The following is a 26,946-nucleotide window of genomic DNA, read 5'->3' on the forward strand; positions in this document are numbered from 1 at the left end:
AATTCTGCAATTTAGCACCTTTAAGATAAAGCTACCAAAATACATGACTATCCCACTTTCGGCACACTTCACATCATAAGAAACTCATTTTCAATACATTTCACAGAAACACATTGAAAAAAGAGCTACTTTTTAGCACTGTCCTGCTCCTTTTTCAACTGATCCCGCCATTTACCGTCTTTAAACATCTCCAGCTGACGCATCTCCTTGGCTTCCCGGAGGAATTCAGAGGCAAAAATGAAGTCGTTTAACTTTTGATCCTTTGAGAATACGATGTCTTTATTACTACCCTCCCATTGCTTTTGGCCCTGGTACATATATACAATATGGTCGCCGCTTTCCATTACGGTGTTCATATCGTGGGTATTGATAACGGTGGTGATATTGTATTCTTTGGTGAGCTCAGTAATGAGTTTATCGATGAGCAGGGAAGTTTGCGGATCCAGACCGGAGTTAGGTTCATCACAGAAAAGGTACTTGGGATTGAGGACAATGGCACGGGCAATACCCACCCTTTTCTTCATACCACCGCTGATTTCAGCAGGAAATTTTTTGGCGGCTTCTTTCAGCTGTACCCTTTCCAGGCACTCTGCCACGCGGGCTTTCTTTTCTCTGAGGGTACCGGTACCAAACATTTCCAGGGGAAACATTACGTTTTGCTCTACTGTCATACTATCGAACAGGGCGGATCCCTGGAACAGCATGCCTATTTCCTGGCGGATAATTTTCTTTTCTTTTTCGTCCATGGCGGTAAAGTCCTGGTTGTCGTACAGTACTTTTCCTTTATCTACGCCCATCAGTCCTACGATACATTTCATCATCACGGTTTTACCGCTACCGCTGGAACCGATGATCAGGTTTACTTTTCCGGGCTCCATAACCGTAGATACGCCCTTGAGTATTTCCTTTTCGCCAAAGCTCTTTCTTATGTCTTGCAGTTCAATCATGATTACAGTAATATCGCCGTTAACGCATAGTCCATGAATAATATCAGCACACAACTTACTACCACGGAAGTAGTGCTGGCCTTACCAATTTCCAGTGCCCCACCGGACACATTATAGCCGTAATAGGCCGATACACTGGCAATAATAAATCCGAATGTATAGGATTTGGCCATCGCAAAAAATACGTTGTAAGCCCTGAATTGTTGTCGCAGCCCCTGCATGAACTGTTCGCCGGAAATAACACCAGACAGTTCGCCTGCTGCCTTACCGCCGTAAATACCGAGGAACCCGGCAATAGCTACCAATACAGGTATCATTAATATAGCGGCCATGATCTTGGGCGCAATCAGGTATCCTTTAGTATTGATACCCATAATTTCAAGGGCATCAATTTGTTCAGATATCCGCATATTACCCAGTTCGGATGCTATTTTAGAACCCACTACACCGGCCAGTACGATACAGGTCAGTGTGGGTGCAAATTCCAGGATAATGGTATCACGCACCACCTGTGCGATGGTACTCTTAGGTATGATAGGACTTACCAGCTGATAAGCTGTTTGCAAAGTAGTTACCCCTCCCATAAACAGGGAAATAATAAACACTATCCCAAACGACCCTACGCCGATATCCACACATTGCTGCATAAACTGCTTCCAATACATCTTCATGTTCTCCGGGCGGGAAAACATGCCTTTAAGCATGAGCAGGAAGTTTCCGAAATGATAGAAGAATTTGAACTCCATAACTGATCAAAGATAGGAAGGATTTTTGCAATCAGATCCTAAATTAAGATTTAATACAGGCGTTAACGTAAACTACTTACCAACAAACGTTTTAAACTGCGTTCTATAATTTCCCCCATCGTTTTACAACGGGCAAAAACCGGATCATGATAATATTCAGCCAGTTCATTGCCCAACTGCTGTATCTTTTCAGGAAAAGAAACCCGGTCGGTCATAATCACATCCCGTAAGTCTTTGATACGATGCCGCTGCACTTTTAAGCGCCGTGCAATGACCGCACGCTCTTCCTGCTGATATTGTTTCACCACCTCTGCGTTGAGATGTTTAATCGCCAGGTCCACAAATATCCGGTTCTCTTTAAAATATTGTGGCATATACAAGGTACGCCGCCCCTCATAAAATTGCTGATCAAAATCGATGGCACGGATACGGAACTGCACATCATCAAAATCAGGCGTAATGTCAAAAATGAAATTGTAGGAACGCATATCTCCCAACAGTCGCACAAAACAGCGCTCGTTGAATTTTACAAATTCCTTGGCAATACGTTTGGGATTAAATTCCGGCCGGTTCAGGTAATGTAAAATGAACTGATCTCCAGGTACCCCGGCAATATGTTCCTCTACCAGTGTATTACCATCTACCAGGAAGGTCATCCAGTAGGGAGACAGGATATGCTCCAGTTCCAGGCCATAAATACGGGATGCATCAGCTATCTTAATATAAAAATAGTCGTATACCTCGTTGTAATTATTGACAATTTTAATGCGAAAAGGATGAGAATTTCCAAAGGTGCAATAGTCGATCCGCTCAATATGCAGATGCTCCTCTGCGGCCTGATCTCCTCCTGCTTTCAGAATAGAATACACCCGCTTTAGGCCGGCATGAATAGATCCTACCATGCTTTGGGGATAAAACACCGTTTCCCACAAAGTATCTTTTCCTTCTTTATCATACACGGCAATAGACTGATCATAATACCGCAGCTCCTCATAAGATAAAGGCAATTTCACTTCCCGCTCATACATTTTGAGATAGTTGCGGAAAGCAGCATTAATCGGAAAGAATATCTTCTTACGGGAAATAGTTTGCATAGGATAAATATATGGAAAAAGCGGAAAGCATAAAGGATAAAGCACAAAGCTATTTTAGCGAATGATCACCGCGTATACAATATCCGCAGCAGGCATTCGCTAAAATAGCTTTGTGCTTTATCCTTTATGCTTTTCGCTTATTTTTTCTTCTTTTTCTTTCCTTTCTCTTCTGCATTTCTGCAGCATTTCTCCTGGGCATCTACTACGGCGATATTCACCATGTTAACAATCTGTCTTACCGTACTACCCAATTGCAGGATGTGTACCGGCTTTTTCATACCTAACAAAATAGGTCCGATGGCATCAAAACCAGCAACTTCCTGTAACAGGTTATAGGCAATATTACCAGCTGCCAGGTTAGGGAAGATGAGGGTATTTACCTCTTCGTCCAGCAGTTCCGTAAACGGATAGTTGTCTTTCAGGATCTCCTTATTGAAGGCCATGGCTGCTTGTATTTCGCCATCTACAATGAGGGAAGGATCACGTTGCTTCACAATTTCACGTGCCTTGCTCATGGTTTGTGCTTCCGGCGTCTGGCTGCTGCCAAAGTTGGAATACGACAGCATGGCAATACGTGGCGTAATATTAAAGTGCTTCACTTCTTTCGCTACCATCATGGTAATATCTGCCAGTTCTTCTGCAGTAGGATTGAAGTTAACCGTTGTATCGGCCAGGAATAATGGTCCGCGCTTGGTTTCAATAATATACATACCCGCTACACGTTTGGCTCCCTCTTCCATACCAATTACCTGCAGGGCAGGGCGAATGGTATCAGGATATTTGCGGGTCAGGCCCGAAATCAGGGCATCTGCTTCACCGGTTTCCACCATCATACAGCCGAAGTAGTTACGTTCCCGCATAATTTTACGGGCTTCATACAGGTTCAGGCCTTTACGCTTGCGCTTTTCGAAGAACAGGTCACCGAAGCGATGACGCATTTCTTTCATTTCTTCGCTTTTCGGATCAATGATTTTTACATCATCAATTTCGATCGCATTTTCCAGCATCAGTTCGCGGATACGTGTTTCATTACCCAACAGGATCGGATAGGCGATTCCTTCGTCATTCACTACCTGTGCGGCTTTCAATACCTTCAGGTTGTCGGCTTCCGCAAACACCACTTTCCTTGGATCGCGGCGGGCTTTGGTACCTATTACGCGGAATAACTGGTTATCCAGTCCCAGACGATGATTCAGCTCATTGCGGTAGGCTTCCCAATCGGTTATCGGACGGTGAGCTACTCCGCTATCCATAGCTGCTTTAGCCACCGCCGGCGCCACGGTGCTCAATAAGCGTGGATCCAACGGCTTTGGAATGATATATTTAGGTCCGAAGAAAATATTTCTTTCGTTATAGGCCAGGTTCACGATATCAGGTACCGGAGACTTGGCCATTTCCGCCAATGCTCTTACGGCTGCCAGCTTCATTTCCTCGTTGATTTGGGTAGCTCTCACATCGAGGGCGCCACGGAAAATGTAAGGAAAACCCAATACGTTGTTTACCTGGTTAGGATAATCAGAACGACCGGTGGCCATAATGATATCCGGACGGGCAGCAATCGCTGTATCGTAGGCAATTTCAGGGTCAGGGTTAGCCATGGCGAATACAATCGGGTTCTTGGCCATGCTCTTCACCATTTCTGCTGATACTACGTTTCCTACGGAAAGGCCCAGGAATACATCTGCACCTTTCATGGCTTCTGCCAGCGTAGTTATTTTGGTATTGGTAACAAACTGTTTATGTCTGTCGGAAAGGTCTTTACGATCTTTGTTTAAAACGCCGTCTTTATCAAACATGATAAAGTTTTCAGGCCTGGCGCCTAACGCCACATATAATTTTACACAGGCCATGGCAGCAGCTCCTGCGCCATTTACTACGATCTTTACTTTCTCTATTTTTTTCTTTACCAGCTCTAATGCGTTCAACAACGCGGCAGAAGAAATGATGGCGGTACCATGCTGATCATCGTGCATGATCGGAATTTTCAACTCTTTCCGCAGCCTTTCTTCTATTTCAAAGCACTCCGGGCTTTTGATATCTTCCAGGTTAATACCACCAAACGTAGGCTCCAGGGCCTTTACAGCTGCCACGAAGGTATCCGGATCTTTTGCATCCAGTTCTATATCAAAAACATCAATGTCGGCGAATATCTTAAACAATACCGCTTTTCCTTCCATCACCGGTTTGCCGGCTTCCGGACCTATATCTCCTAAACCCAATACAGCGGTACCATTGCTGATAACGCCCACCAGGTTACCTTTTGCGGTATATTTATAAACGTTTTCTACATCATTAAAAATTTCTTTGCATGGCTCTGCTACTCCGGGAGAGTAAGCCAATGAAAGATCCCATTGCGATTTAGTGTTTTTTGTAGGTATGACTTCAATTTTACCCGGCCTGCCCTTTGCATGATAGTCTAACGCATCCTGCTTATTCAGTTTCTTTGCCATATAAATATTAAGATTGTTATTGGGCGTGCAATATACGAAGTATTGTATTAAAGCCGTCCACCCAAATAGTGTGATTCCTACCTATAATTAAGCATTCTAACCATTAAAATTACTTACTTTTACAGCGTTAAACATTCATAAATATCATGATACAACGCATCCAGAGTCTCTATCTGCTATTGGCTGCCGCCGCAGGCGCTGCCGCCCTGTCCTTCGATCTGTGGAAAGCTACGCTGACCAATAACCCCGCTCCTCAATATGTAAACGCCTCGAGCAACTACCTGCTGTTCGTACTGTATATCATCATTATACTGGTTTCGCTGGCTACTATTTTCCTTTTTAAGAAGCGTAAACTCCAGTTTCGTCTGACTATTTTTAACATTCTTTTTGGTTTTGCCGCACTGGCTTGGCAATACTACGTGGTGCAGCAAACCGCTAATAAATGGAGCACCGGCGGAGTAGCTATTGTTTCGGCATCCTATCTGCCGGCCTCTTTCCTGCCTATTGTCGTTATCATCCTTTTATTCCTGGCGGTAAGGGGTATTTATAAAGACGAGAAACTGATCAAGTCACTGGACAGGCTGAGATAAGTACGTAACTTTTACATCTTATAACGATGTAAAGGACGACTGGTGGTGGGAAGGCATTCCGAATTTATGCACCCGCACGGATACATACGCACCGTAAAATACTAAACGGGCCGGAGTCAACTCCGGCCCGTTCTTTTAATATCCTTACAGGTACTTTCCTGTATAACTTTCTTTTACTTTTTTCAATCCATCCGGCACACCGGCGTATAACAAATTACCGCCGCCAACACCACCTTCCGGTCCCAGGTCTATTACCCAGTCGGCACTCTTAATCACATCCAGGTTGTGTTCAATCACCAACACCGTATGCCCTTGTTCAATGAGCGCATTAAAGGAATCCAGTAGCTTTTTGATATCATGGAAATGCAGACCAGTGGTAGGTTCATCGAAGATGAACAAAATATGTCCCTGCGCTTTTCCTTTACCGAGGAAAGATGCCAGCTTTACACGTTGCGCCTCTCCACCACTGAGGGTATCACTGCTTTGTCCAAGTTTCACATACCCTAAACCTACACTACTCAATGGACGTATTTTATTGCACACATCTTTTTCTTCTTTGAAGAAATCCAGTGCTTCATCTACTCCCATTTCCAATACTTCGTAGATATTTTTATTCTTGTAGGTAACTTCCAGCACTTCATCTTTAAACCTTTTACCACCGCAGCTTTCGCAGGTGAGATGTACATCGGCCAGGAACTGCATTTCTACAATTACTTCCCCTTCTCCTTTACATGCATCACAGCGTCCACCATCTACGTTGAAAGAAAAATGTTTAGGCTGGAAACCGCGCATTTTACTCAATGGCTGCCTGGAATACAGGTCCCTGATTTCATCGTACGCTTTGATATAAGTAACCGGGTTGGAACGGGATGATTTACCGATAGGATTCTGGTCAATCATTTCTACCTGGGTAACATCATCCAGGGCACCTTTAAGCGCTTTGTGGTTACCTACCCTTTCTGCAAATTCGCCTTTGAGCTTCATCAGCGCAGGATACAGAATTTGCTTTACCAGCGTGGTTTTACCAGACCCACTCACTCCACTGATCACGGTTAATACCTGTAATGGAAAATCAACAGTGATATCTTTCAGATTATGCTGGCGGGCGCCTTCTACGGTAATTGCTTTTTTCCACTTGCGCACTTTCACTGGCGGGTCAATGGCAAACTGACCGCTGAGATACTTGCCGGTCAGGCTGTTAGGATCTTTCAAAATCTGCGGATAAGTACCCGCAAAAATCACTTCTCCTCCCAGGTGACTAGCCAGGGGGCCCATGTCAATGATGTAATCTGCTTCTTCCATCATCTGCTCGTCGTGCTCAACTACCACCACGGTATTACCCAGGTCGCGCAACTCTTTCAGCACGGCAATCAGGCGGTGTGTATCCCGTGCATGCAAACCGATGCTTGGCTCATCCAGGATGTACATGGAGTTGGTCAGGTTACTTCCCAGGGTACGGGTCAGTTGGATACGCTGACTTTCCCCGCCACTGAGGGTATTGGCCACCCTGTTGAGGGTAAGATACCCCAAACCTACGTCCAGCAAGGTTTTAAGACGGTGATTTATTTCAATGAGAATACGTTTCCCAATTTGTTGTTCGTATTCAGTGAGTTGCAGTTCATCGAACCATTGTTTCAGGTCTGATACTGGTAAGTCTACCAGTTGAGCGATGTTGCGCTCTCCTACTTTGATATACAGCGCTTCTTTACGCAGGCGTCCACCACCACATTCAGGGCAGGTAGTACGGCCACGGTAGCGGGCCTGCAGTACACGGTATTGTACTTTGTACAGGTTTTGTTCCACCATTTTGAAGAACTCATTCAAACCGTAGAAATGTTCATTTCCGGTCCAGAGCAGTTGCACCTGTTCGTCGGTGAGTTCTGCAACAGGCTTATGTACCGGGAAACCAAATTTACGTGCAGTTTTGATGAGCGCCTCTTTGTATTCGCCCATTTTTTCTCCGCGCCAGGGTGCGATGGCTCCTTCAAAAACACTGAGGCGTTTATCTGGAATTACCAGGTCCGCATCAATACCTAATGTTTGTCCAAATCCTTCACAGGTAGGACAAGCGCCATAAGGGTTGTTGAAAGAGAAGAGATTGGGAACCGGTTCTTCGAAAGTGATGCCATCCAGTTCAAAGCGATTGGCGAAATGAATGTTTTCTTTTCCGTCTACTTCTACATAACAGTCGCCTTCACTTTCATAAAATGCGGTTTGTACGCTATCCGCAATCCGGTGTTTATCATCTTCCTCAAAATCCTTTACTACGAGGCGGTCTATTAGTACCCAGGCATTAGCTGGTACGGTTATTTTCTTCTGTTCCAGCAATTCCTCGATACGTAGCAGGCCTGCGCCTTCGCCACCGGGTACGTATAACCGGGAAAAGCCTTTTTGCAGGAGAATATTCAGTTCCTCTTTTACCTCTCTTTTTGCGTGCCGGCGAAAAGGAGCCAGCAGCAATACTTTGGCGCCATGTTTCAGTTTCGTGATATAGTCTACTACATCGCTTACTTCATGTTTTTTTACCAGTTTTCCGGAGATGGGAGAATAGGTTTTACCCACTCTTCCAAAGAGTAACCGGAGATAGTCATAAATTTCCGTCATAGATCCCACGGTTGAACGGGGCGTACGGGTAATGACTTTCTGTTCTATAGCGATTGCCGGACAAATACCTTTGATATAATCTACATCGGGTTTATTCATACGCATCAGGAACTGACGGGCATATGAACTTAAACTTTCCGCGTATCTGCGTTGTCCTTCTGCATAGAGGGTATCCATGGTAAGCGACGACTTCCCGGAACCGGACACACCGGTAACTACTACCAGTTTGCTACGGGGGATAGATACGCTTACATTTTTGAGATTGTGGACCCTGGCGCCTTTTATAAAAATATGGTCCTGCGGGCTAACTTCCTGAGGATCAATAATAGTCGTTTGTTTCTTTACTTTTGTTGCCATGACAGAACAAATTTAAGGGAAAAGATGTTAGTTGAGCAGATCCCTTTTTTTAGGTGTCCCGGATACGCTATAAGCTAATAGCTATGGGCTAAAAGCTATTTTTTATTATTTGTTTTATTGAACAATTCTTTTATATTTGCATAAGACCAGATCTATCTCGCTGGATTTACCAACATTTATCTTTAACTTAAACTGTTCGATATCGCATAAACTTTACTTAACAAAAACAACCAAACTGGCTGTATTTCTGTAATTTATTTACTAACCCGCCTAGTTGTAGAAGTTTATGCAAGTAATGTACAAATTGTGCGATGAGCAGTTGATTACTCTCTTTAAAAAGGGACATTCTTCCGCATTAGAAGAGTTGGTACACCGTCACAAAGACAAGGTGTTCACTTCTATCCTTTTACTGGTGAAAGATTCTTTCCTCGCTGAGGATATTTTTCAGGATACCTTCATTAAAATTATTGATACCATCAGGGCTGAACGCTATACTGAGAAAGGGAAATTTTTACCCTGGGCGATGCGTATTGCACATAACCTGTGTGTAGATCATTTCAGAAAGATCAAGCGCACACCGATGATCAGAACTGGTGACGACAAAGATATCTTTGATGTACTGGGATTCAGTGACAGTTGTGCGGAAGAAAAAATAATTACCCGTCAAAGCCATGACCGCGTTCGCAGAATGTTGGACATGCTGCCGGAAGAGCAACGGGAAGTAATTATTCTGCGTCATTACGCAGAGTTGAGTTTTAAAGAAATTGCAGATCTCACGCAAGTGAGTATTAATACAGCATTGGGTCGGATGCGTTATGGTCTGATCAATCTCCGGAAAATGATGACGGAGAAGCAAATCTGTCTATGATGAACCCTTTTTTTTGCTTGCCAGCAACGAGCGGCCGGATGTAATGTCCGACCGCTCGCTATTTTAGGGCAAGTCTATATTTTTTCAAATATCATGGCAGCACCTTGCCCTACCCCCACGCACATCGTAGCTAATCCATATTTCGCACCAGGTCTGCGCTTCATTTCATGCAGTAAGGTGGTAGTAATACGTACCCCGCTACAACCCAACGGATGCCCGATAGCAATCGCTCCCCCGTTTACATTCACGATATCCGGGTTCAATGCCAGGTCTTGCATACAGGCCAATGATTGCGAGGCAAAAGCCTCATTCAATTCGGCCACGTGCAACTGATCTGCGGTGATGCCGGCCCGTTGTAAAGCCTTCCTGGAAGCAGGTACAGGGCCTATACCCATAATCGCTGGGTCTACTCCTGCCACTGCCATACTTTTTATTTGTGCCAATGGCTGCAGATTAAACCGTTTCAATGCTTTTTCAGATACAATCAACACTGCTGCAGCACCATCATTGATACCAGATGAATTACCCGCTGTTACCGAACCGTTTTTTGCAAACGCAGGGCGAAGGCTGGAAAGCTTTTCATACGTTGTTTCCCGGGGATGTTCATCCTTTGCAAATATTGTTTTCTCGTCTTTATTCGCTGTTATTTCCACGGGGATGATTTCATCCTGCCATTTTCCGGCGTCTAAGGCTTGTTTGTAAAGCGTTTGACTACGCAGGGCGAACTGGTCTTGCTGCTCTCTCCCGATATGCCATTGATTGGCCACATTTTCCGCAGTTTCTCCCATGGAATACGGGTGATACATTTCCGATAACCGCTGATTAATAAACCGCCACCCCAAAGTGGTGTCAAATATTTCAGCTTTACGGCTATAAGGACCCTCTGATTTTGGCATTACAAATGGCGCACGGGTCATACTTTCCACTCCTCCCGCGAGGTATACATCTCCCTCACCACACATCACTGCCCGGGAAGCATCCATAATCGCCTGCATACCGGATGCGCATAAACGATTTACGGTATTACCGGCTACCGTTACCGGCAATCCTGCCAGTAATGCTGCCATACGCGCCACATTCCGGTTGTCCTCCCCTGCCTGGTTAGCAGCGCCGGCAATCAGGTCTTCAATAACGTTTGGATCTAAAGTCGCATTTCTTTTCATTAATGCTTTAATCAGATGCGCCAGCAAATCGTCCGGGCGGACTGTGCTTAGAGCGCCACCATAGCGGCCTATGGGCGTGCGTACCGCATCTACTATGTAAGCAACTTGCATGAGAATGTTTTGGTTTATCTGCAATATAACACATCCCGGTAACCCGGATAGCAAAAGTCGTTGCTTATCTCAAAGGCACTTGAGTACTGCTGGTATTGTGTAATGATCAATAGTGGAGAGAGCTTTAACACAGGCATGTTTACAAGAGAAATAATAAATAGTTATTTTCAGCTTACCTATTATACATTTTTGCGCATTTATAATTTGGCAATTATATGCCTAATAAGTATTTTTGGGATACATCAGTTTTATCGCTAAAAACAATAAACCTTGCCGAGATGGCAAAGTGAAAGATGCTTGCAAAGCGAACATTCCTTTGTGGCAATTAATATATGGGAATAATTAAAAAAAGGCCTTACGTAACAAGGCCTATTTTTGCGGTTGCCCTGATGTTTCGAAACACCCTACTGTTACTGGCTTTGTGGAAGAAGAAGTAATAGTTGAGGCAATTAGGCACCGGGTTTCTACCTGGTGCTTTTGTCGTTACAAAAGTCTAAAATGATTACCAAACTATGAAATATTTTTTCGTAGTCTCAAATTGAAAATAATTATTCTATCCATTGATCATCCCAATCAAAGAATTATTAGTAATATCGCTTTGAGAATCATTCAATCTAATAGATAATTTTATAATCAAAAAGATTGATAAATATTCATCCTTTTGCAACTATTACAAATATACAGAATTCTGTAATAACTGCAAAATAAAAATACAGAATTCTGTATACATTTAAATGGACGACCTAACCACCAGGTTTTTAACATATTTCGAGCATCTCACTTCAACTGGCCAAGTGGCCAACCAGAATGCTTTTGCAAAAAAAATTGGTGTCAGTAGTTCTGCCATTACCGAAATTGTGTCGAATAGAACGAAAAGTATATCGTCCAAAATATTAGGTAATACCGTTAGGCATTTCGATACCTTGAATGGTAACTGGCTTCTTTATGGCACAGGTTCCATGTTAAAGGATTTACCAACAGAACCTGCTATCATTATAGTAGATAAACACGAAAAAAAGAATATCGCATATATCAATGCAAAGGCAAGAGCAGGCTACCTTAGTGGCTTTGCCGACCCCGAATATGTTGGGAGCCTCCCAATGGCACACCTGCCGCAACTTCCAAGGGAAAAAGATTATCGAATATTTGAGGTGAGTGGCGACTCTATGTGGCCTACCTTCAATGACAAAGATGCTGTTGTTTGTCAATATCTCAGCAGATCAAATGTAAAAGATAACCAATTATGTGTGATAGTCTGCAGTGAAGGCGTACTCATAAAACGCATATTTAACAGAATCAAAGAAACCCAACAACTCATCCTGAAATCTGATAACCAGGAAGTAAGTGGCGAATACCCTGATATACTGGTTCCCGCAGAAGATGTAAAAGAGATTTGGCAGGTAATAAAGCGTGTGAGTGATATACATCCGGAAACAAATACCACCGCTGCTTTGCTGTCAGAATTACAAGCGATAATAAACAGACAGAAAAATCAACAGAAAGATAATAACCGGTAACCCAGCGACTAAAACCTCCGGTTGCGACGGAAATACAAAACCCGCCAGATATACCCCTATTCCCGCCTTTTAGTAATTGGTACTTGATCCATTTACACCGTTAGTTAGCTTTGCATCCATCTTTATCACATTTTGTAAAAATTAACCCCAAAAAAAATGAAACAAGTACGTAGCCTCCTATGGCTTACCGCCCTACTGTGCGCAGTCACTATGATTACCAAAGCACAAGTTCCTCCGGGAGAAAATGATGCAAATCTGTCCGAGTTATTGTACCGGCCGATTAAACCTACCGCTAAGATAATGGAAGGCATAGAGCCGGCTATTCAGCAAAGGCCGGTAGCCAACCCTGCTTTGCGCAGCAACGTCAATGTACGGGCGCTGAGAGCGGCACCTAAATGGAACCGGGTGGCCGACAACAGCACACCACTGATCAGTATTGATAATACGCAGCTGTTACCTGCCGGCAAAATGACCGTGATGAAAGGAAATGCCCCGGCGTTCTGTACACCACCAACGGTGACTATCGGTTGCTGCAGCTACAATATCAAAGACGAATCCGCCAATAAAAATCAACTGTACGCCTCACCGGCATCTGTATTTAATAACGAAACCGATGCCCGGACGTACGCAGAAAGTCTTACTCCCAAGTTACCTTTCTACCTGCCCTTCAGAAATTCCAAAGTATACCCGGCAGGTGCCTGGATTTATGATAGTGGCGCGGGACATGGCTCTGTGGATTTTCTTAAAACGGCCGACGCCTATGGCCCCGGCATTGACCCTACTTTTGGCGTGTATGCTTCTGCTCCCGGTAAAGTAGTTACCGCTATGTGGGATCCTTTCTTCGGCAATGTGGTGATTATTGAGCACACGGCTGCCGATGGTACCGTGTACCGTACCGGGTACTTCCATCTCCGTGGCGGCTTTGACCATGATGTACAAAATGCCAAAAACACCCCGGTTGCAGACCCGTCTAATAAAGATGCCCGCGATACCAAGTATAAAAAATTCGCCAATCTTCCCAATCCTTCCAAGCAATTATGGGGAACCAACGACCAAAAGCTGAAAGTAAAAGCGGGCGATCCCGTATATGCAGGCCAGCAAATTGCCTGGGCTGGTAATACCGGTTTTGGTGGCGCAGGCTGGGGACTTAACCAGGATGGCACTCCTATGAACCCCAATACCGGCAACAACCACCTTCACTTTATGCTATGGATAAAATCCCCTAATCCTGCTACGGGCGTGGATTGGATGGAAGTGGATCCATATGGTGTATACGCCAAATCTGAAGACAGCAACGCCAGTTGTTATGAAGTAGGTGCCAGCAGTGCTTTCAACCGCTTTTTTGCGCCTTTCTATCCTTCGTTTCATAATGTGCCGGTAGAGCATATCACCCGCTACTGGGGTTATTATACCGGCATGGGTATGGCTTTGCAAACCCTGAGTGTACACAAATCAGGCAATCAGTACCTGGCTTCCGGTTCTTTCCAATATGGCTTGCCGTCACAATGGTATTGCCGGATCAATATGAACGCTACCCAGTACCAGCAATACTTTGATGAGTATTACGGCAAAGGATATATTCCCCGCCAGATTTCCGTTACAAACGATAATAGCGGCAACCCACTCTTTACTGTGATCTGGAAACAACGCGGAGGCGAGAATTTTGCCGCCGTACATAACGCTACAGATGAAGTATATGCCGCGAAATGGAAGACCTATGTAGAACAGGGCAAAATGCGGGTAACCGAGCATGTTGCCTACTATGTAGGTGGTAAACGCTATCATGCAGGCGTGTTTGGCAGCAACAACCCCGGAGGCTTTTACATGTATTATGGATTGAATACCAATGATTTCACTAAGAAATTTGAGGAAATGAATAAAGCCGGACTAATGACCATCAATGTGAATATTGAGGAAAACGGTAGTCAAAACAGCGTAGGTGGCCTGTGGTGGCCCAGAAACAAAGCATATTATTCCTATATGGATATGAGTCCAGCCGACTATCAGGCCAAATTTTCCGACCTGACTGCCCAGGGCTATCAACTGTTTCGCATACAGGGATACGACAACTCTTCCCACTTTGCGGCCATATGGACAAAATAAACCGAATACATAACTAACCCGCATGCCACAGCTGGAAACGGCTGTGGCATTGCTTTTAAAGGTACATTCTGTCAGTACGGCAATATTACCTATCTTTGCAGTTACTTTTCGACTGCCGGAAGGCAGCCATTTGCTCAACTAATGGTCAATAATGAAGTCTGACAATAAAAACATCCGGCATTTAAGTTTACCGGCTTTACAGGAATATTTCGGGTCAATAGGCGAAAAGCCTTTCCGCGCAAAACAAGTGTATGAGTGGCTATGGCTGCGTCATGCGGATAGCTTTGAAGCGATGACCAACCTCTCCAAAGAATTAAGAACCAAACTGGCAGAACATTTTACCCTGCCTGCCGTAAAGGTGGATACCGTACAGCAGAGCAATGATGGTACCATTAAGAGCCGCTTCCGCCTGCATGATAACCACCTGGTGGAAGGTGTACTGATTCCCACAGATTCCCGCCAAACTGCCTGTGTGTCTTCACAGGTAGGCTGCAGCCTGAGTTGTAAATTCTGTGCTACCGGCTACATGGACCGCGCCCGTAACCTCGATTACGATGAAATTTATGACGAAGTAGCGCTGATCAACCAACAAGCCCAGGAAGCCTATGGCAAAAAACTGAGCAATATTGTGTTTATGGGCATGGGTGAACCCCTGTTGAACTATAAAAACGTATTACAGGCCATTGAAAAGATCACCTCTCCGGATGGTCTGGGTATGTCGCCTAAACGTATTACCGTTTCTACTGCCGGTGTAGCCAAAATGATCCGGCAACTGGGCGATGATAAAGTACGCTTTAACCTGGCCCTGTCCCTACACGCTGCTACTGATAAAAAGCGCAGCGAAATCATGCCGATCAATGATTCCAATAACCTGAAGGAATTGATCGCCGCACTGAATTACTTCTACAAGGCTACCGAAAATGAAATTTCTTTCGAATATATTCTCTTCAAAGATTTTAATGACTCCAAAGAAGATGCGGACGAACTCATTAAAATTTACCGGCAGGTACCTGCCGACCTGGTGAACATTATCGAATACAATCCCATTGATGCAGCCCGCTTCCAGAAACCGGATTCGCAGACTGCAGAAGAGTTCATGGAATATCTTGCAAAAAATCGCGTGAATGCAAGACTGCGCCGTAGTCGCGGTAAAGATATCGATGCTGCATGTGGACAACTCGCTAATAAAGGCTGATCATTACAAAACAATATATCTATTGATCATGTACGCATGGTCATCAATCAATAATAATTTATGAAGAAAAAACAACCTGCTAAAAAAGGGTTTGGCCCATCAAGGGATAATAAGTTTGGTAAAAGCGACAAACCAGCAGGCCCCCGCACTCGCTCCTCCGCCGATGGCGAAAGGCCAGGAAGAGCATCTGCAAAAGATAACCGCAGCGGAGATGATAAACCATTTTCCCGTGGAAAAACGGGCGATGAGCAACCAGCTTTCCGTAAACGCACCTTCGACAGTAACGGCAGACCAGCCCGTAAACACGGACCGGCTACCGACAGCTTTGGCAATGATAAACCACAGCGCAAACGTTCTTTCGGCGGCAATAGTGAAGATAAACCTAAGCGTAGCTTCGGTAACAGCGAAGACAGACCTAAGCGTAGCTTCGGTAACAGTGAAGACAGACCTAAGCGTAGCTTCGGTAACAGTGAAGACAGACCTAAGCGTAGCTTCGGTAACAGCGAAGACAGACCTAAGCGTAGCTTCGGTAACAGTGAAGACAGACCTAAGCGTAGCTTCGGTGACAACGACGAAAAACGTTCTTTCGGCGGTCACAAACGTGATGACAAACCCGGCGCCCGCAAACGCTTTGACAGTGACGAAAAACCGGCTTCCAAACGTGGTGGCTTTGATAAAGATAAAAAAGACAAACCAGCCGGCGAACGCTCTTTCAGTGCCTTCAGAAAAGATGACGAACGCCCTGAACGTACGCGCAGCTTTGATAAAGAAAACAGAGACGGCGAAAAACCGTTACGTAAACGTACCTACGGCGCTACCAAAAAAAGCGACGATAGTGCCTTCCACTTCCACGGCGAGAAGAAAAAAGGTGGGAAAGAAACCCCCAGTGGCTTTAACCGCAAAAAGTTCTTTGACAAAACAAATGAACGTTTCGCGGATAAACAAGACAGAAAAAAAGGTGGCAAAGTAAGAGATACTAACGAATACGAGTCAACGAAAAATAATAAAGAACCCAAAGAAAGCATTTTTGGCCCGGGTGAAATGCCGCTGAACAAATTTGTGGCGCATTGTGGTTTATGTTCCCGCAGAAAAGCGGTAGACCTCATCAAAGAAGGAAAAGTAACTGTAAATGGTAAAGTGGTAACCGAACCCGCCACCAAAGTTACACACAGCGATGTAGTCACCATGCAGGACAAAAAAATCACACCTACCAAAAACCTGGTGTACATCCTGCTGAATAAGCCCAAAGGCTACATTACCACTACAGATGATCCGGAAGGCCGCAAAACCGTTATGGACCTCATCGAAGAAGCCACTGAAAATGAAAGAGTATACCCGGTAGGCCGTTTGGACCGCAACACTTCTGGTCTGTTGCTCCTCACCAACGATGGTGAATTGGCACAAACACTGGCACATCCTAAACACAACATCAAAAAAATCTACCAGGTAGAACTGGATAAGCCGTTAACCAAAAACGACTTCGATAAAATCATTGAAGGTGTAACGCTGGAAGATGGTGTGGCACTGGTGGATGCACTCGGCTATGTAGATCCTAAGGACAAAAAACAAGTGGGCATTGAAATTCACAGCGGTAAAAACCGTATCGTGCGCCGTATTTTTGAGCACCTGGAGTATTCCGTAGAAAAGTTGGACCGGGTAATGTATGCTGGTCTTACCAAGAAAACATTAAACCGCGGCCAATGGCGCTTCCTCACTGAAAAAGAGGTGATCCTCCTGAAACATTTTAAAAAATAACTGTCGAATAACGGGATGCGATTAGCTGAACATATTATACTCGAAACACCTGATTTTGTTGTTGTAAACAAACCTGCAGGCATGCTGACGCTGCCTGATCGCCACGACAATGAGTTAGCATCTCTGATTGCTATCATGAAAAAGGCGTATGGCGAAATATACACAGTGCACAGACTGGACCGCGAAACCAGCGGGATCATTTTGTTTGCACGCAACGAAGCAGCACATAAATACTTCTCCCAGCTTTTTGAAAGCAGAGAGGTGAAAAAGTTTTACCTGGGACTGGTCAGTGGTCAGCCTATGCCTAAGCAAGGCAATGTGAGTGAAGGCATCATGGAACATCCGGTGCAGAAGGGGAAAATGGTGACTAACCGGAAGGGGAAGCCTTCTTCTACTGATTATGAAGTGCTGGAAGAATTTGGTCTTTATAGCCTGGTAAGAATGCAGATTCATACGGGGCGTACACACCAGATCCGTGTTCATATGAAGTTCCTGGGGCACCCCATTGCCGTAGATGAATTTTATGGCAGCCCTCAACCGATATTATTATCCAGTATCAAGAAGAAATTCAAACTGGGGAAGCATACGGAAGAAGAGCGTCCTTTATTGAGCAGGCTGGCATTACATGCTTTCATGCTGATATTTAAGGATCAAAACGGGAAGGAATATACCATTGAGGCGCCTTTGCCTAAAGATATGAGTGCCTTGCTGACACAGTTACGTAAACACCGTGGAAAACAGGCCGTGAGTGAGGAATAGTGCGGATTTTGTCTGGAGGCAGGATTAAACTGATTAGACTGATTTCCGGATATTATTGTAAGATTTTGAAAAAAGGGAAAATATAAGCGGATAATTTTCGCGTATATTTTCCCTTTTCCTTTTAAAACCTTACCTCTTTATCTTTTATAATAATATCCGGAAATCAGTTTAATCCTGCCTCCAGACAAAAATTTGCGCATAAAAAAAACGGGGAGAAATCCCCGTTTCGTAAAAATCAAAAACCAACCATTAAAAAAAATTTATCAAAACCGCCTTTCGGCGTCTTAGTGGTATTATTTGTTTGGCTGCGGTGTTGTTCTCAGGTAAGGCTTAATGATTTTATGGCCTTTCGGAAAACGTGCAGGAATATCTGCAGTGGGCACGGCTGCTGTAACGATTACATCTTCTCCATCTTTCCAGTCTGCTGGAGTAGCTACGCTATATTTAGCTGTCAACTGCAGGGAGTCCAATACGCGCAGCACTTCTACGAAGTTTCTACCGGTAGAGGCCGGATAAGTGATGATGAGTTTTACTTTTTTGTCTGGTCCTATGATAAACAAGGATCTAACCGTAAAAGTTTCAGAAGCATTTGGATGAATCATGTCATACAAATTAGCCACTGTTTTATTTTCATCTGCAATAATAGGAAAAGTTACGTCACACTGTTGTGTTTCGTTAATATCATTTATCCAGCTCAGGTGTTTATCCAGTGGATCTACACTGACAGCCAGTACTTTTGTATTGCGTTTAGCGAATTCCTCTCCTAGTTGTGCTGTTCTACCCAATTCAGTAGTACATACCGGCGTAAAATCTGCAGGGTGCGAAAAAAGAATACCCCAACCCTCACCGAGGAAATCGTAAAAATCTATTTCCCCTACAGTAGTATTGGCTTTGAAATTAGGAGCTGCGTCTCCCAGTCTTAAACTCATAGTTTTACGATTTAATTGACCAAAAATAGGCTTTTCCTACAAGATTTATAGACTTTAAGGGATTTTTTTCACAATTTAACCGATATTTTTTGTGAGCGGTGGGAATTGGGGTTAACAAACAATGTATAACAGGGTTAATTCAAATGGATAGACGGGGTTACGTCAAATGGATGGATGGGGTTAAGTCAATAGATAACAAAGGTTAATCAATAGATAAAAATATGGTTAACAAGGGTTTAGCAATTTGAGGTATGTAGCTGCCAGGCATAGTAAGCCATGCTGAATTTGTTGTCGTCTTCCAATCCGGCTTTTATTCTGGCAGCTTCATCCCCTAATTCAATCTCAATAAATCCAAGGTATAGGTTATAGGCATCATGTAATAGTTGTATACAATACTCCATCCGGGCGTTTACATCATCTGCCTGGTAGCGGGCAGCGGGAGGTAAAGTAGGCGGTGTAGGGAGCTGTATCACTTTCTCTATGTAATAACATTCTTCATCCGCATAGGCTTCCCAGTTATCGTCTTGTTGCAGGCAGGGCCGTCTCATATGGAAGGTGAGGTGATCAAATACCACCGCAGCACCCAGCTCCGCTTCCAGGTCAATAATATCCGGTACCCGGCACATATCTTCCAGTTTTTTTACAATGGTCATTTGCACGGCATCGTGCTTATCCTGGCTGAAGCGAAGCATGGTATTCATGACTTCATAAGTAGTTACAAAATCACAGGGAGACCACACATCGTCCCGAAGCACCTGGCCCCAGAGCGTCAGGTAATTGGAATCATCCATAATGATTTGCCCAATTGAAATTGCCTGTACCTGCGTAATTGCTGTTGTTGTATTTACCTTATTCATAACCATCAGGTTTTAATAACAATACAAATCTAGCCGGGCTGCGCGCAAAGAATTTGCGTAGTGATCTTTTCTTTATAATTTTTTTAATCCGGTTTGCAAAAGCGGGAATTGCGTATTTTTATTACCTAAATTTTATCTTTTGCCAAAGAACAAAGACGCGGTGTCGCGCTACCGTTGGATTGACGAGCGCCTGCGCAACAAGCAGAAGCCCAAACCCACCCTGGAAAACCTGATTGAATATGTATCGGATAAAATGGGAACAGGCATATCTGTTCGTACCATTCAGAAAGACATCCAGGACATGCGCCAGGACCCGGAACTGAACTATATGGCGCCTATTGTGTACGACCGTAGCAGTGGCACCTACCGATATTCAGATGATAGCTTTTCCATCAGTAATTCGCCCATTGAAGAAGCAGATCTGCAGGGGTTGGAAATCGCCATTGGTATACTGGAACAATTCCGCAGTTTGCCAGTGGTACAACAGTTTGAAGATGCGATCCTGAAAATAGCTGCCAGCCTGAAAATGAACCGGGAAGCCCTGCAACATAAAGGCCTCATCAAATTTACCCGGACGGCACAATACAAAGGGGCAGAACATATCCCGGAAATTGTAGATGCCATCAAAAACCTGGAAGTGATACGTATCGCCTACCAGAGCTTTGAGCGGGATGAGCCCAAGGAACATTGGGTGGAACCCTATCACCTGCGTGAATACCAACATCGCTTTTACCTCATCGGGAAAAGCCAGAAAACACGTGGCGGCGCTGTCATCACCTTTGCGCTGGACCGGGTGGTGAAAATCTGGCCTACCATGAAACATTTTGACGAGAAGAATTTTGACGATGCCAGCTATTTCCAGCATGCAGTAGGTATTACCGTACATGATGGAGAACCCGAAAATGTGTTGCTGAGCTTTGAGCCACGGCAGGGGAAATATATAAAATCACAGCCTATTCATGCTTCCCAGCAGGTAGTGGAAGATAATAGTAAAGAATGCCGTATATCCCTGAACGTTGTTATTAACCCGGAGTTAACCATGACCCTGCTGAGTTATGGCGGGCAGGTAAAGGTACTGGAACCGGCACACCTGGCAAAGAAGATGGCAGAAGAAGCCAAAGCCATGATGGCGCTATATAAATAATTATTGTCATTTCGTTCAGCTCAGTGGCCGGTTGTACCGCTGAGCTGAACGAAATGAAAAATGTTACTGCGGTTTGGCAAACAAGGTATCCGCTACAGGACCGTTGGTTTCTATTTTTGTAATACTGATTTTCACACCACCCGGGCTTTGCTCTGTAGTAGAAGGATAAGCCAGTCCTTCCGCTGTTTTCTTATAGTCAGACAACAATGTCACTACTTCCGTCTCCTGTCCCTGTATATTTACTTTGTTAGTAGCTTTTACCAGCAGATAAGTGTTGGCATCGAGGAAGGCGGCGCCTTCCAAACCATCTGCAGAAGTGATTTTCAGCTTATATGCCGGTGCGCCATTTACATCTTCCTTACCAGCCAGTTCTATCTTCTTTCCTTTGGCTTTATAGTCGTACAATTCCCCTCTCACATCCAGCTGCGTTTGCATCAACTTTTGCAATTGCGGGTCCATGTCCTGTGGTGATGTTTGCATCATTACCGGCATCAGGCTCCATCCGCTGGTCTTTGTTACTACCTGGATATTATCCATTCCCTGTACTGCAAATACCAACCGCATCGCCTCATCCTGTTTCACCCATCTTTTAATAGGTACCGTCATGCCCTGCACTTCCATAGTGCCCTCCATGTACTGCGATTTAATATCTTTCAATTTTGCCTGTCCGCCCATGGCGACAATATTTTTCGCAACGATCTCGTCAACAGTTTGTGCATAGGTAGCGACTCCTCCGATCAAAAGTGCTGCTACCAGCGTAAAAAATTTAATCCTTGTCATAAAAGAATTTTTGATGCCCGATTTTTAAGGCAGATAAAGATAACCAAAAAACATCTCCCCCGCTTCTTTACAAAAAATACGCCGGGGCTTAAAATGGGGGCTATTCCTTAGCTTTACACCATGAATACATTCCAGATTTCAGGCAACCTCGTGGATATATTACGGCAGGAAATTTATCCAGCCACCGTTTTTGTGGAAGAGGGAAATATACGCAGGATTGAACGCAGTAACCAGCCATATACACATTACCTCCTTCCCGGCTTTACAGACGCGCATGTACATATTGAAAGCTCTATGCTTATTCCGTCAGAATTTGCACGGCTGGCTGTAGTACATGGCACCATTGCTACTGTCAGCGACCCTCACGAAATAGCCAATGTGATGGGGGTAAAAGGAGTGGAATATATGCTGGAAAATGGTAAACAGGTGCCTTTCCGGTTCAACTTCGGAGCTCCTTCCTGTGTTCCGGCCACTGTTTTTGAAACCGCCGGTGCGGTAGTGAGTGTGGAAGATGTGGAAGCCCTGTTGCAACGGGATGACATCAAATATCTCACGGAAATGATGAACTTTCCGGGGGTGCTGCATAAAGATCCTGAAGTACTGGCTAAAATAGCGGCTGCAAAAAAAGTAAATAAACCCATAGATGGCCATGCTCCCGGCCTTCGCGGCGAAGCAGCCCGGGAATATATTGCAGTCGGGATCAGCACCGATCATGAATGTTTTACCATCGAAGAAGCGTTGGATAAATTGCAGCATGGCATGCACATCCTTATCCGGGAAGGCAGCGCCGCTAAAAACTTTGACGCACTTTATCCCCTGTTACATGAACATGCCCCGAAAATCATGTTCTGCAGCGATGATAAACACCCTGACAACCTGGTAGAAGGACACATCAATTTGCTGGTAAAACGTGCATTGAGTCATGGTATAGATATCTTCAAAGTATTGCTGGCCGCCTGTATCAACCCTGTACTGCACTATCAGCTGGAGAACGGATTACTACGGGAAAATGATCCGGCAGATTTTATTGTGGTAGATGACCTCCAAAACTTCAATATACTGGCCACCTATATCCGGGGCATTAAAGTAGCAGAGAATGGCCAAACACTGATTCATGCTATCCCTTCTGTTCCGGTAAATAATTTTGTAGGGCAACCGGTGCAGGCAGCGGATCTTCGTATACCCGTCAGCGATGCTAACAATACCACCGTATCCGCTAAAGTGATAGAAGCCCTCGATGGACAACTGATCACCAATGCGATTACCGCTAACCTGCCAGTAGTCAATGGTTTCCTGCAAAGCGACACCAAAAACGACCACTTAAAAATAGCCGTCGTAAACCGATACAAACAAGCCCCTCCTGCACTGGCATTCATTAAAGGTTTTGGCCTGCAACATGGCGCTATTGCCTCTTCTGTAGCGCACGACAGCCATAATATCATTGCAGTAGGCGCAGATGATGAAAGCCTGGCGGCTGCTATCAATGCCGTTATTGCCCAACAGGGCGGTATCAGCGTGGTGAATGGAGAAAATGTACAGGTGTTGCCCTTGCCGGTAGCCGGATTAATGAGTAACCTGGACGGCTACACGATTGCAACACAATACAGCACACTGGACCAGGCAGCCAAAGCACTGGGTTCTCCGCTGGCCTCCCCATTTATGACCTTATCATTTATGGCCTTACTGGTGATCCCTCATTTAAAACTAAGTGACCTGGGGTTGTTTGATGGAGACGCTTTTCAGCTGATGGTTACGGCCTATTAATCGGCTCAAAAAAAAACAGCGGAGATATCAGCATCTTGCTAAATGCTAATATCTCCGCTGCATTTTTATAAAAATGACTTACCTGCTTGTCCAGAGTGCACCATTAATAGAATCCCTTTCTGCACCGGTTACACCACTCAGAATATTATCCTCCTGTCTCCAGCGTAAAGTCCCTATCAGCGCCATTATCAAGGCTTCTTTACAGCTTACCGTTTGCTCATCAGGAACTACTACGGTACCCCCCAGCGGCTCCAATTGCTGCTGAATAGTTTGTACGAGGAAAGTATTGAAAGCACCACCACCGGTAATCAGCATCCGGGCGGGTCCTTCAGGCATTTGGGCTTTCAGCGCCTTTACGGCATTGGCTACCTGGATAGCAATATGATCTACGTAAGTACGCAATTTACCCTGCACGGAGATGCGCATAGGCGCTATCAGCGGCAATACTGTGTTGATACCAAAATCATTGGCGAGTGATTTGGGCCAGGGAGCTGTATAGTAGGAAAGTTGATTGAGTTGTTCCAGCAAACCGTTGTCGGTAACACCGCCGGCAGCCAGGGCGCCTCCATCATCATAAGGCTTGTTAAGCGCTGCGGCCAGGGCGTTCAGCACCCGGTTGGCAGGACAAACATCAAAAGCCACAAATTGCTCCGGCAACTGAGCGGAGATATTGGCGATACCACCAATGTTCAGGTAGTATTGATAACCAGGGAGCAGGTATTTTTCGCCAATGGGAACAATAGGAGCTCCTTGTCCACCCAGCGCCACGTCTACTGCGCGGAGGTCTGAGATCACCGGCAGGCCGGTAACTGCGGTAATAGCCGCCCCATCTCCCAGCTGGGCCGTCATCTTATCGGCTGGCATATGGAAAGTGGTATGACCATGAGAAGCGATAAAATGTATTTTATGATCCAGCTGATGCCGTTCTATAAAAGAAAGGATGCGGTGGCCGGTGTAATGTCCGTATGCGGTGTGTAACAACAGGTAATCTCTTGCTGGCAGCGAGGTAGCCTGTGCCAGTTTTTCTACCCATTCCGGCTCATAAGGCAGACTTTCTGAGGCTTTGATTGCATAAGTCCACTGTCCGCGTATTTCCGTTAGTTCGGCAAAAACTATATCCAATCCGTCTAATGAGCTACCAGACATGGTGCCAATCACGTTATATACCATCGACAAAAATTTCAGCAAAGGTAGTTTTAAAATATTTTTTTTTACGATTTATGGAATGCAGGTATTTCAGGGCATCCTATTGGCAGAAAAGAGTTCGCCATGAAAAAATATCTCGCATTACTATTGTTTGGTTGCCTGCTGGCATTTACCGCCTCTGCACAGCAACAACGTACCCTTAGTGGTACCGTTACCGACGCCGCTAATAGGGCCCCCATTGCTAACGCCGTGATACGCGTAAAAGGCACGGACTTTCTGACGGCCACCAACCCCAGGGGTACTTTCAGCCTGAAAGTACCGGCTGGCGCCCTCACCATGGAAGTGTCGGCCAGTAATTACAAACCGGTAAGTATCAGGATTACGGCCCAACAAACCTCCTTACAGGTAGCATTAAACAAGTTTCAGCCGCTGGTAAAACCCGATCAAAGGAACCGTTACATCATGCCTGATAAGCCAGCGGTAAAAGTTATCGCTCCTCCCCCGTCAAGAGTAATTTGCGCAGAGCCGCCTACAGCCAATGCATCGCCGGCACTCGATGAAGTGGTGGTGAGTGGTTATGCATCGAAACTCAACTATACGCAACCGGCTATTAATAATACCGAAGATTATAGCCCCATCAACGAAAACATCTTCCATGCCGCTACAGATCAGCCTTTAAGCACCTTCAGCATTGACGTGGACCGGGCTTCCTACAGCAATATGCGCCGCTTCCTCAACAACGGCGAAATGCCGCCGGCAGATGCGGTGAGAGTAGAGGAAATGATTAATTACTTCGATTATCATTACAAAGCCCCTACCGGAAAAGATCCGGTAGCCATTTATACAGATATGGCTATCTGCCCCTGGAATACCGGGCATCAACTGGTGCGTATTGCGTTGAAAAGCAAACAGGTAGATACCAAAGACCTGCCCCCTACCAACCTGGTCTTTTTACTCGATGTATCCGGCTCTATGGACGAGCCCAACAAGCTTCCGCTGGTGAAAAAAGCCTTTAACGCATTAACGGAACAACTCCGCCCCCAGGACAAAGTAGCCATCGTGGTATACGCCGGCGCCGCGGGCGTGGTGCTCCCTTCTACCCCTGGTAACAATAAGAAAAAAATACTGGCAGCATTGGAAGAACTGCAGGCGGGTGGCTCCACAGCTGGTGGTGAAGGCATACAACTGGCCTACCGGATTGCAGAAGCACAACATTCGAAAAATAGCAATACCCGCGTTATTCTCGCTACAGACGGCGACTTCAACGTAGGTGCTTCCAGCGATGGCGCACTGACCAGGTTGATAGAGCAGGAAAGACAGAAAGGGATTTCTCTTTCTGTGCTTGGCTTTGGAATGGGTAACTATAAAGATAATAAGCTGGAACTGCTGGCAGACAAAGGCAATGGCAACTATGCCTATATCGATAATTTTGAAGAAGCCCGCAGAACCTTTGTTACCGAATTTGGCGGTACCCTCTTTACGGTAGCCAAAGATGTGAAACTACAGGTGGAGTTCAATCCAAATTTCGTACAGTCGTATAGGTTAGTAGGGTATGAAAACAGGATGCTGCAGAATGAAGACTTCAACAACGATAAAAAAGATGCCGGCGACATGGGCGTGGGCCACACTGTTACCGCGCTTTACGAGATCATTCCTACAGGCAAAAGCGGAGAAAAGGTTAATTGGGTGGATCCGTTGAAATACCAGCAGGGTAAAATACTGGGAAATCAGCAGGAAGTATTAACCGTGAAACTGCGCTACAAACAGCCTGCAGCAGATAAAAGCCAACTAATGGAGCAAGTGTTGCCTTACAACAACCAGGAGATCGGCGCCGCACCGGAAGACTTCCGTATGGCCGCTACCGTAGCAGCCTTCGGGCAACTGTTGCGTAACTCCGCCTTCAAAGGAACTGCTACCTACGATCAAATACTCGCCTGGGCCGGAACAGCACGGGGAGAAGACGGCGAAGGCTACCGCGCAGAGTTTATACAACTGGTGAAGAAAGCCAGCCTGTTAGACAAAACGCCCGACAACGAGTAGTTACACTAATTTTCGGTAATTTGCGGC

20 protein-coding genes are annotated in these 26,946 nt (G+C 45.1%); 10 read left to right on the top strand and 10 right to left on the bottom strand.

The annotated features are described in order from the left end of the window. Window positions 1-125: 125 nt before the first annotated feature. The 4 genes from AC5ZC7_RS27005 to AC5ZC7_RS27020 form a co-directional block, all read right to left on the bottom strand. Window positions 126-947, bottom strand: coding sequence for an ATP-binding cassette domain-containing protein (locus AC5ZC7_RS27005; RefSeq protein ID WP_496162151.1), 822 nt, complete (start codon window positions 945-947; stop codon window positions 126-128). A gap of 2 nt (window positions 948-949) precedes the next feature. Further along, on the bottom strand, window positions 950-1,693 hold the full coding sequence (locus tag AC5ZC7_RS27010) for an MlaE family ABC transporter permease (protein ID WP_477077101.1): 744 nt from the start codon (window positions 1,691-1,693) through the stop codon (window positions 950-952). 62 nt (window positions 1,694-1,755) lie between these two features. Continuing rightward, window positions 1,756-2,787 carry a hypothetical protein gene (locus AC5ZC7_RS27015; protein ID WP_496162152.1) on the bottom strand — a complete coding sequence of 344 codons (1,032 nt, stop codon included), beginning with the start codon at window positions 2,785-2,787 and terminating at the stop codon, window positions 1,756-1,758. A gap of 137 nt (window positions 2,788-2,924) precedes the next feature. Next, a complete protein-coding gene (locus AC5ZC7_RS27020; protein ID WP_496162153.1) occupies window positions 2,925-5,237 on the bottom strand; it encodes a phosphate acyltransferase in 2,313 nt (770 codons plus the stop codon). 146 nt (window positions 5,238-5,383) lie between these two features. On the opposite strand from AC5ZC7_RS27020, the gene AC5ZC7_RS27025 reads away from it, so the two are divergent. After that, complete coding sequence (locus AC5ZC7_RS27025) at window positions 5,384-5,827, top strand: DUF4293 family protein (protein WP_496162154.1); 444 nt, start codon at window positions 5,384-5,386, stop codon at window positions 5,825-5,827. 144 nt (window positions 5,828-5,971) lie between these two features. Here AC5ZC7_RS27025 and uvrA read toward each other — a convergent pair whose 3' ends face one another. Then, window positions 5,972-8,788, bottom strand: a complete 2,817-nt coding sequence (gene uvrA / locus AC5ZC7_RS27030) for an excinuclease ABC subunit UvrA (protein WP_496162155.1) — start codon at window positions 8,786-8,788, stop codon at window positions 5,972-5,974. A gap of 286 nt (window positions 8,789-9,074) precedes the next feature. On the opposite strand from uvrA, the gene AC5ZC7_RS27035 reads away from it, so the two are divergent. After that, window positions 9,075-9,656 carry an RNA polymerase sigma factor gene (locus AC5ZC7_RS27035; protein WP_477077112.1) on the top strand — a complete coding sequence of 194 codons (582 nt, stop codon included), beginning with the start codon at window positions 9,075-9,077 and terminating at the stop codon, window positions 9,654-9,656. Between the two features lie 74 nt (window positions 9,657-9,730). On the opposite strand, the gene AC5ZC7_RS27040 is transcribed toward AC5ZC7_RS27035, so the two are convergent. Continuing rightward, entirely contained in the window at window positions 9,731-10,930 is a 1,200-nt protein-coding gene (locus tag AC5ZC7_RS27040; protein WP_496162156.1) for an acetyl-CoA C-acyltransferase, read from the bottom strand. Window positions 10,931-11,664: 734 nt separating this feature from the next. Between AC5ZC7_RS27040 and AC5ZC7_RS27045 the strand changes: the two genes are divergently transcribed. From AC5ZC7_RS27045 to AC5ZC7_RS27065, 5 genes are all read left to right on the top strand, one after another. Continuing rightward, a complete protein-coding gene (locus tag AC5ZC7_RS27045) occupies window positions 11,665-12,447 on the top strand; it encodes a S24 family peptidase (RefSeq protein WP_496162157.1) in 783 nt (260 codons plus the stop codon). A 156-nt stretch (window positions 12,448-12,603) separates the two neighbouring features. Then, window positions 12,604-14,550: a hypothetical protein gene (locus AC5ZC7_RS27050; protein WP_496162158.1), complete on the top strand. Its 1,947-nt coding sequence runs from the start codon at window positions 12,604-12,606 to the stop codon at window positions 14,548-14,550. A 151-nt stretch (window positions 14,551-14,701) separates the two neighbouring features. Then, window positions 14,702-15,745, top strand: a complete 1,044-nt coding sequence (gene rlmN, locus AC5ZC7_RS27055) for a dual-specificity RNA methyltransferase RlmN (protein WP_496162159.1) — start codon at window positions 14,702-14,704, stop codon at window positions 15,743-15,745. Window positions 15,746-15,805: 60 nt separating this feature from the next. Beyond that, window positions 15,806-17,500, top strand: coding sequence for a pseudouridine synthase (locus AC5ZC7_RS27060; RefSeq protein WP_496162160.1), 1,695 nt, complete (start codon window positions 15,806-15,808; stop codon window positions 17,498-17,500). 81 nt (window positions 17,501-17,581) lie between these two features. Continuing rightward, window positions 17,582-18,259, top strand: coding sequence for an RluA family pseudouridine synthase (locus AC5ZC7_RS27065; RefSeq protein ID WP_511911281.1), 678 nt, complete (start codon window positions 17,582-17,584; stop codon window positions 18,257-18,259). Window positions 18,260-18,552: 293 nt separating this feature from the next. On the opposite strand, the gene AC5ZC7_RS27070 is transcribed toward AC5ZC7_RS27065, so the two are convergent. Both AC5ZC7_RS27070 and AC5ZC7_RS27075 read right to left on the bottom strand, forming a co-directional pair. After that, window positions 18,553-19,188, bottom strand: coding sequence for a redoxin domain-containing protein (locus tag AC5ZC7_RS27070; protein ID WP_496162162.1), 636 nt, complete (start codon window positions 19,186-19,188; stop codon window positions 18,553-18,555). A gap of 236 nt (window positions 19,189-19,424) precedes the next feature. After that, entirely contained in the window at window positions 19,425-20,045 is a 621-nt protein-coding gene (locus AC5ZC7_RS27075; RefSeq protein ID WP_496162163.1) for a hypothetical protein, read from the bottom strand. Window positions 20,046-20,184: 139 nt separating this feature from the next. Here AC5ZC7_RS27075 and AC5ZC7_RS27080 point away from each other — a divergent pair, with 139 nt between their 5' ends. Beyond that, the gene (locus tag AC5ZC7_RS27080; protein WP_496162164.1) at window positions 20,185-21,189 is read left to right on the top strand and encodes a WCX domain-containing protein; all 1,005 of its coding nucleotides are present in this window, start codon (window positions 20,185-20,187) and stop codon (window positions 21,187-21,189) included. A 63-nt stretch (window positions 21,190-21,252) separates the two neighbouring features. On the opposite strand, the gene AC5ZC7_RS27085 is transcribed toward AC5ZC7_RS27080, so the two are convergent. After that, the gene (locus AC5ZC7_RS27085) at window positions 21,253-21,969 is read right to left on the bottom strand and encodes a hypothetical protein (protein ID WP_496162165.1); all 717 of its coding nucleotides are present in this window, start codon (window positions 21,967-21,969) and stop codon (window positions 21,253-21,255) included. 120 nt (window positions 21,970-22,089) lie between these two features. Here AC5ZC7_RS27085 and ade point away from each other — a divergent pair, with 120 nt between their 5' ends. Then, window positions 22,090-23,733, top strand: coding sequence for an adenine deaminase (gene ade / locus AC5ZC7_RS27090; RefSeq protein WP_496162166.1), 1,644 nt, complete (start codon window positions 22,090-22,092; stop codon window positions 23,731-23,733). A 78-nt stretch (window positions 23,734-23,811) separates the two neighbouring features. Here ade and AC5ZC7_RS27095 read toward each other — a convergent pair whose 3' ends face one another. After that, entirely contained in the window at window positions 23,812-24,921 is a 1,110-nt protein-coding gene (locus AC5ZC7_RS27095) for an anhydro-N-acetylmuramic acid kinase (protein WP_496162167.1), read from the bottom strand. A gap of 81 nt (window positions 24,922-25,002) precedes the next feature. On the opposite strand from AC5ZC7_RS27095, the gene AC5ZC7_RS27100 reads away from it, so the two are divergent. Next, window positions 25,003-26,919 carry a YfbK domain-containing protein gene (locus tag AC5ZC7_RS27100; RefSeq protein WP_496162168.1) on the top strand — a complete coding sequence of 639 codons (1,917 nt, stop codon included), beginning with the start codon at window positions 25,003-25,005 and terminating at the stop codon, window positions 26,917-26,919. Window positions 26,920-26,946 lie beyond the last annotated feature (27 nt).

It is taken from the genome of Chitinophaga sp. 9-1-y (assembly GCF_059511905.2).

Bases quoted from the DNA above. Each gene is read 5' to 3' on its own strand.
- AC5ZC7_RS27035 (WP_477077112.1), top strand. From the start codon at position 9,075: ATGCAAGTAATGTACAAATTGTGCGATGAGCAGTTGATTACTCTCTTT.
- AC5ZC7_RS27020 (WP_496162153.1), bottom strand. From the start codon at position 5,237: ATGGCAAAGAAACTGAATAAGCAGGATGCGTTAGACTATCATGCAAAG.
- AC5ZC7_RS27085 (WP_496162165.1), bottom strand. From the start codon at position 21,969: ATGACAAGGATTAAATTTTTTACGCTGGTAGCAGCACTTTTGATCGGA.
- ade (WP_496162166.1), top strand. From the start codon at position 22,090: ATGAATACATTCCAGATTTCAGGCAACCTCGTGGATATATTACGGCAG.
- uvrA (WP_496162155.1), bottom strand. From the start codon at position 8,788: ATGGCAACAAAAGTAAAGAAACAAACGACTATTATTGATCCTCAGGAA.
- AC5ZC7_RS27010 (WP_477077101.1), bottom strand. From the start codon at position 1,693: ATGGAGTTCAAATTCTTCTATCATTTCGGAAACTTCCTGCTCATGCTT.
- AC5ZC7_RS27040 (WP_496162156.1), bottom strand. From the start codon at position 10,930: ATGCAAGTTGCTTACATAGTAGATGCGGTACGCACGCCCATAGGCCGC.
- AC5ZC7_RS27100 (WP_496162168.1), top strand. From the start codon at position 25,003: ATGAAAAAATATCTCGCATTACTATTGTTTGGTTGCCTGCTGGCATTT.
- AC5ZC7_RS27005 (WP_496162151.1), bottom strand. From the start codon at position 947: ATGATTGAACTGCAAGACATAAGAAAGAGCTTTGGCGAAAAGGAAATA.
- AC5ZC7_RS27050 (WP_496162158.1), top strand. From the start codon at position 12,604: ATGAAACAAGTACGTAGCCTCCTATGGCTTACCGCCCTACTGTGCGCA.
- AC5ZC7_RS27075 (WP_496162163.1), bottom strand. From the start codon at position 20,045: ATGAATAAGGTAAATACAACAACAGCAATTACGCAGGTACAGGCAATT.
- AC5ZC7_RS27060 (WP_496162160.1), top strand. From the start codon at position 15,806: ATGAAGAAAAAACAACCTGCTAAAAAAGGGTTTGGCCCATCAAGGGAT.
- AC5ZC7_RS27025 (WP_496162154.1), top strand. From the start codon at position 5,384: ATGATACAACGCATCCAGAGTCTCTATCTGCTATTGGCTGCCGCCGCA.
- AC5ZC7_RS27045 (WP_496162157.1), top strand. From the start codon at position 11,665: ATGGACGACCTAACCACCAGGTTTTTAACATATTTCGAGCATCTCACT.
- AC5ZC7_RS27015 (WP_496162152.1), bottom strand. From the start codon at position 2,787: ATGCAAACTATTTCCCGTAAGAAGATATTCTTTCCGATTAATGCTGCT.
- AC5ZC7_RS27065 (WP_511911281.1), top strand. From the start codon at position 17,582: ATGCTGACGCTGCCTGATCGCCACGACAATGAGTTAGCATCTCTGATT.
- AC5ZC7_RS27070 (WP_496162162.1), bottom strand. From the start codon at position 19,188: ATGAGTTTAAGACTGGGAGACGCAGCTCCTAATTTCAAAGCCAATACT.
- rlmN (WP_496162159.1), top strand. From the start codon at position 14,702: ATGAAGTCTGACAATAAAAACATCCGGCATTTAAGTTTACCGGCTTTA.